The sequence below is a fragment of the Nitrosomonas supralitoralis genome (assembly GCF_003011925.2).
Lineage (GTDB): Bacteria > Pseudomonadota > Gammaproteobacteria > Burkholderiales > Nitrosomonadaceae > Nitrosomonas > Nitrosomonas supralitoralis.
The window spans coordinates 21,371-27,906 of record NZ_PXXU01000045.1 but is presented as its reverse complement, the minus strand read 5'-3'; the positions used below and the strand labels follow the sequence as shown (position 1 = coordinate 27,906).

General features: G+C 45.5%; 3 protein-coding genes. 2 read left to right on the top strand and 1 reads right to left on the bottom strand.

Features of this window, described 5'->3' with window-relative positions; all coding sequences use genetic code 11:
• Window positions 1-186: 186 nt before the first annotated feature.
• Entirely contained in the window at window positions 187-1,056 is an 870-nt protein-coding gene (locus C7H79_RS12945) for a restriction endonuclease (RefSeq protein ID WP_106707668.1), read from the bottom strand.
• Window positions 1,057-1,864: 808 nt separating this feature from the next.
• On the opposite strand from C7H79_RS12945, the gene C7H79_RS12940 reads away from it, so the two are divergent.
• Both C7H79_RS12940 and C7H79_RS12935 read left to right on the top strand, forming a co-directional pair.
• The gene (locus C7H79_RS12940) at window positions 1,865-4,720 is read left to right on the top strand and encodes an SNF2-related protein (RefSeq protein WP_106707667.1); all 2,856 of its coding nucleotides are present in this window, start codon (window positions 1,865-1,867) and stop codon (window positions 4,718-4,720) included.
• Between the two features lie 4 nt (window positions 4,721-4,724).
• The gene (locus C7H79_RS12935; protein WP_106707666.1) at window positions 4,725-6,512 is read left to right on the top strand and encodes an AIPR family protein; all 1,788 of its coding nucleotides are present in this window, start codon (window positions 4,725-4,727) and stop codon (window positions 6,510-6,512) included.
• Window positions 6,513-6,536 lie beyond the last annotated feature (24 nt).

Genomic DNA, 6,536 nt, shown 5'->3' with positions numbered 1-6,536 from the left:
AATCCAGGTTACATCACCGTGCCTAAGCTTTACGGGTAGCCTCGCATCGGGCTGAGGGAAGTAAATTTTATGATCCTGATATTGAATGCCGCCACACATGAGTGGATTATAATTTACTAGCAGTGGGTTTCTTCGAGATTATTACTGATGCCAAGTATTTGGAATAAGTAATGTTTTCTCACCACATTAATCAACAGATCGAACTCCACGGCACTTTGGGAATCCAGTGCATCCCCAAAATACATTTCCCACATGCACACCTTTCTTGGCCACTCGCTTCACCATCGTGTCACCACATTGAGGACAGATAGGGGTGGGTATCGACATAGCAGGGATTTCTGTGAATGACCGACAAGCACTATCTTCTGTAGAAGCGCTAATAGAAGCAACGTTACGTGCCTTTTCTATCATTATCGCAAGTTTGGAACCATCAATTAGTTCAATGTTTTGCCCCTTGGCAAAAGAGTGTGCTTCCGCAGTAAAAACACCTGAGGTTACAACAAATCCACCCGTCGCTCTCCTTGATATCATTACACCAAGCAGCTCACGCACAACGTTGACTGATACCTTGTAAGCTCGCCACTGTTTGCACTGAACAAGAAATAACTCGCTATCTTTTTTGAGTACTAGATCAATGCCGCCATCAGCACCTCCTCCGCCAGTTTCAATAACTGAAAATCCACGCATTCGGAAAGCTTCTCCGACAAGCAACTCAAAGTCTCTCCAAGATATGTCACGTATAACATCGTCAGATCTTCCGTTGCCCACTGCTCGGATAAGGCCCATACGCTTACGTCGCTTTAGAAAGGATACTAGCGCACCAAACAAAAATAGCAATGGCAGAACGTATTGTCCGTAGTAGGCGAAAGTTCGACCTATCTGTTCAACGACCCTATGGCCGATCTGTCCAGGAATATTGTTAGCCGACATTTCAAGTGAAGCATATTGATGCAAAACACCATAAACGATAGCAGCTAAAGTAACGCCCATCCACCAGGGAAGTGCTGCAGTAATTTCCAGTAGATCTTCTACTAAACCGGTTTTTCTTCTTGGCATCGTTTCTCCATCATCATAATTACGGTTTTGATTATAAAAATAGGAGGTTTCTTAATTGAGGTTATTTTAAGGTTATAAATAGGCACTTTGTTTTTCTCAATTTTACTTTGGGCGAACTCGATAGAGTGTTCGAAGTACTCCAGTTTGCGAGAATGTCACTGGTTGTGCCCCGCACATGCGAGTTACCCAATAACAATTTCAGTAGACCCTCGATTTTCTGGAATAACAACAAGTTGCTTCCAATCTTACGGAGCACTTCATCTTTCATTGTTTGCTGTGTGATATATTTTATTCCATCCATTTAGCGATGATGTTAGTAGCTTTTATGGAGAGAATTTACGGCATACTCCAATCAGAACTTAATCAATATGGTTTCAATTCTAAATTGATGAGAAATAAATCTAGTTCCGAATAAATAAATTTGTCTGTCGGTGTTGGTCGCTATATGAATTAAGTAAGCCGGTTTAAAAATCACCACATTACATCCAAGGATATGTCTAAATAACAACATAATTTGTAAACAATAGCCTTTTCTCTAGCTCTGACATTGATACAGCTAGTAAGAAACAGTATATTTATTGATAAAGTAAAAAAGATTTGGAATCAACTCAAGCTGACTTAAATCTCTTCTGAGGTTAATTCCGCGTTGCTTTGCGGTTAATGTTTTATTACAAACAAGGTTCTGTAATTTTTCTAGGTTATTCTAAACATGGATAGTATATTTCCGAATATTTACAATTATAATAATCCTTTTGTTTAATCATTCAGGTCGACAGAAATTGGAATAATTGTTAATGAACTTCGGCTAATGATTACAGCTTTCCAGGCAAAATACTTTGCGTACGAACTCACGCGTCGTTTCCCAACAGATAGCGCTGAGAAATTAGCAGGCGCAGTAGCCAGCGCTCAGGTGGATATCAACCCGCATCAAGTGGATGCTGCCTTGTTTGCTTTTAACTCACCACTTTCAAAAGGTGCGCTACTTGCTGACGAAGTGGGATTAGGCAAAACCATTGAGGCTGGGCTAGTCCTCTCCCAGAAATGGGCTGAGCGTAAACGACGCATCCTAATTATTACACCATCAAACCTACGTAAACAATGGCATCAGGAGTTAACTGAAAAATTCTTTCTTCCCTGTTTTATCCTCGAAGCCAAATCCTATAATGCTGCGATCAAACAAGACCGATTTCGTCCATTTGAATTACCTGAAATCATTATCTGCTCATACCAGTTCGCAAAAGGTAAGGCAGCAGATGTTCATTCAATACCTTGGGATTTGGTTGTTATTGATGAGGCACATAGACTGCGCAATGTTTATAAGCCATCCAATGTCATAGCAAATACGCTGAAGATGGCATTAGCAGGTAAACATAAGCTACTGCTTACAGCGACACCACTACAAAATTCATTGTTGGAACTTTATGGACTGGTGAGTTTTATTGATGAACATACTTTCGGTGATTTAAAAAGTTTCCGTGAGCAATTTTCCAATCTGAACCAGGAACAAGTATTTCAGACACTCAAGGCTCGGCTCAAGCCGGTTTGTCATCGAACGCTACGCCGCCAGGTTTCTGCCTATATTCCATACACCAAGCGCCTGCCGTTGGTGGAGGAATTTACTCCGGAAGAAAGCGAAGATCGTCTTTACCACCTTGTCTCTGAATATCTGCAACGTGACAATCTACAAGCGCTGCCATCAAGCCAGCGTTCCCTGATGACACTGGTGTTACGCAAGTTGCTGGCTTCATCCACCTTTGCCATTGCGGGTGCGCTGACTTCGATTTCAACTCGACTCAAACGCAAGCTGGGCAAACAAAAATCCGCAGAATCGATTGAAGATGAACTGGACCAGGATTACGAAGCGCTCAATGAAACCGCTGAGGAATGGACGGAGGACGAATCGGTCGAACTTCTCACCGAGAATGATCGCAAGGCTCTCGAACAGGAAATTGCCGAGCTTGATGCTTTCGCCACGCTTGCCATTTCAATTGACCATAATGCCAAGGGTAAGGCGCTGCTAAAAGCGCTAAGCATTGCATTTGCCAAGGCAAAAGAACTTGGCGCAGCAGAGAAAGCAATCATCTTCACCGAATCACGCCGCACACAAAACTATTTATTGCGCCTGCTGGCAGACAGTCCTTTTGCTAAAGGTATAGTACTTTTCAATGGCACTAATACCGATGATCAATCCAAAGTTATCTATAATCAGTGGCTTGAACGTCACCTAAGCACCGACCGAGTAACAGGGTCACGCACCGCAGATATGCGCTCGGCACTGGTCGATTATTTTCGTGAAGAAGGACGCATCATGATCGCTACTGAAGCAGGTGCCGAAGGTATCAACCTACAGTTCTGCTCACTGGTAGTTAATTATGACCTGCCATGGAATCCGCAACGCATCGAACAACGAATCGGGCGCTGTCACCGCTATGGGCAAAAACATGATGTCGTAGTTGTAAATTTCCTTAACCGCAAGAATGCTGCGGACAAGCGCGTTTTCGAATTATTGGCAGAGAAATTCAAACTATTTGAAGGTGTTTTTGGTGCCAGCGATGAAGTATTGGGAGCTATTGAATCGGGTGTTGATTTTGAGAAACGCATAGCTGCCATCTACCAACACTGCCGTATGCAGGAAGAAATTCAAACAGCTTTTGATCAGCTCCAGCTCGAATTGAGCCTGGAAATCAATGAATCCATGACACGCACACGTCAACAATTATTAGATAATTTTGATGACGAGGTGCGTGAAAAACTCAAAGTGCGAGACGAGGCATCAAAAGCTTACCTCAATCATTACGAACGTTTGCTGATGCAGCTTACCCAATATGAACTCAATAGCCGCGCGGAGTTTCTGGATGATTCCTCGTTCCGCCTGGAGAAACAGCCTTTTCCGGAGCAGGCTGCAACAATCCCAGTTGGATTATATGAACTGCCGCGACGATCCGGTGAAGCGCATCTTTATCGCCTCAATCATCCACTTGCTGAAACACTTATTACGCAGGCCAAAATGCGCAACCTGCCTCCAGCAGAAATTCATTTTGATTATCAGCAGTACGATGGCAAGGTTACATTACTAGAAGAATTCATTGGCAAGACTGGCTGGTTAACTCTCTCGCTTTTTAGCGTTGAATCACTTGATCAAGCGGAAGATCATCTTATTTTTGCAGCAGAAACCGATGATGGGAAAATATTAGATAAGGAAATTGCTGCACGGTTAATGACTCTTCCTGGGAATGTGATCAACCAAGTTCAGACTGTCCTGGAAATCACGTCTCTGGAAGCACAAACCCAAAAGCACCAATTGGACATACAGCGCAATATTTCAGAACGCAATGCCCGTTTCTTCGAGGCTGAGGCTGATAAACTTGATGGCTGGGCAGATGACTTGAAGGTTGGCTTGGAAAGAGAAATTAAAGAAATTGATCGCCAAATCAAGGAAGCGCGCCGTACTGCGGTAACTGCACTGACTCTGGAAGAAAAGCTCTCCGGACAAAAACTGGTCAAATCGTTAGAGGCGCAGCGCAATCTGAAGCGACGCTCACTCTTTGATGCACAGGACCAGGTCGACAAGCAACGCGAGGAACTGATTGCGCAGATTGAGGGGAAGCTGCAACAAGCCGCAACCGTTCAGACGTTGTTCGTTATTCGCTGGAAGCTGAGCTGACATCATGCCGCCCCGGGATGAAAAAATCGTACAGATCGAAGCCGCGCTGCGAAACCGGTTCTTTCCAAACGTTCCCAAGATAATCAAACAGGGCCGAGAAAATTGGACTGAGGAGCAGCACGACCTTGACCGCCTTTCACGTTCCTTGGCGGCCTACGCACTAGCCAGTCAGTGCGAGCTTGACGACACAACGGCGACCGGCGCTATTACAGATGGCAGTAACGATGGTGGCATCGATGCCCTTTACTTTGATCGTATTGGTAATCGTTTGGTATTTGTCCAAGCGAAATATAAGAAGACAGGTGCCGCACCAACGCAAGCCGATATTCTGAAGACAATAAACGGGGTTAAAGCACTTCAAGCACGACAATTCGACCGGTTTAATGAGGCAATTCGCAACCGGCTTGATGAGATTGAGGATGCGCTTGATATGGCAGGCGTAAAACTTGAATTACTTCTGACCTTCCTTGGAGACGAAGTAGGCTCACATGTCACAACCGATTTAAATGCCTTTCGGGACGAGTTGAATCGCTTCTCGCCTGTGATGACATGGTACACAACCGGTCTTGAGCAGATTTATGCTTGGCTTGTTGCAGAACAGGCGCCAGCAACGGTCGACGACCAGATCACTTTGGAAAACTGGGCTGGTACAACAGCTCCACGCAAAGCATTTTACGGGCAGATCAGCGCAGCGGCTCTTGCCCAACTGGTTGAAGATCATGGCAAGGCGCTATTCGAGCGCAATATCCGGCACTACCTGGGTTCTGTTGGCGTCAATACAGCCATTGAACGAACGGTGCGCTCCCGGCCCGGTGATTTCTTTTACCTTAATAATGGCATTACCGCAGTAGCAGAGGCAATCACACCAGCCCCTGGGAATAACTTAAAATGCGCCTTTGGACTGAAGAATCTTTCAATCGTCAACGGTGCGCAGACGGCAGGTGCAATTACCATAGCAACCCTGGCTGGAGATATTTCACCCGACGCCAAGGTGCTTATCACCATTATTGAAATTGGCAATGACGTTGATGACATCGGTAGAAAAATCACGAGCGCTCGTAATTATCAGAACGTGGTTCGCGGCGTTGACTTCGCCGCCCTCGATCCTAATCAGGAACGTCTTCGTCAAGAGCTTAAAGTAGCGGGAATTACATACTTCTATCGGTCATCAGCCGAAGCACGCGTGCGAAGAGACGACACTTTTACGTTGGAGGAAGCCGCTGTTGCCATGGCGTGCATGGCATTCAAGGTAAGAGCATCTGCCGAGCTTCTACAACAACCGAAACCGATTAATGCAATTGATTTTGTTGTGGCTGCAAAGAAAGAGATTGGTCGCTTATGGGAGCAAGGCGGCACCTTGTATGGGCAACTGTTTCCTGCGGGCTTGTCTGGGGTGCGAGTATGTCGATCCGTTCGCATGTACCGCTTTATTGACCGCATCCTTGCTGGTACGGAACAATCTGAAACTGGCTACCATCGACGTATGTTTTTTCGGCATGGTCGCTATTTCATTATGGCGTTCGTCGCGCTACGATCTGCCGACATCATAAATAGGCCGCAGCTTGAGCTTGTGCCTGCTGATATAACTTTACTTTCGCAGCGCACAAACGAACTTTCTGAGTTAATCTACGCAGTCACGGTGCCGCAACAAGCATTCAAGGGGTACTTGGCGATGTTCCGCAATCTCACTGATGCACAGCCGCTTGCGAACAGTGTATTGCAGCGGCTTGCGGAACAAGACGCTCAGCAGCAAGCAATGCAGCCGGCAACATTGCCAGCACAAGGCACGTAGCACACCAAGATATTGAGAAGAGAA

Excerpts from the sequence above, each read along its gene's own strand:
- C7H79_RS12940 (WP_106707667.1), top strand. The coding sequence starts at position 1,865 with ATGATTACAGCTTTCCAGGCAAAATACTTTGCGTACGAACTCACGCGT.
- C7H79_RS12935 (WP_106707666.1), top strand. The coding sequence starts at position 4,725 with ATGCCGCCCCGGGATGAAAAAATCGTACAGATCGAAGCCGCGCTGCGA.
- C7H79_RS12945 (WP_106707668.1), bottom strand. The coding sequence starts at position 1,056 with ATGCCAAGAAGAAAAACCGGTTTAGTAGAAGATCTACTGGAAATTACT.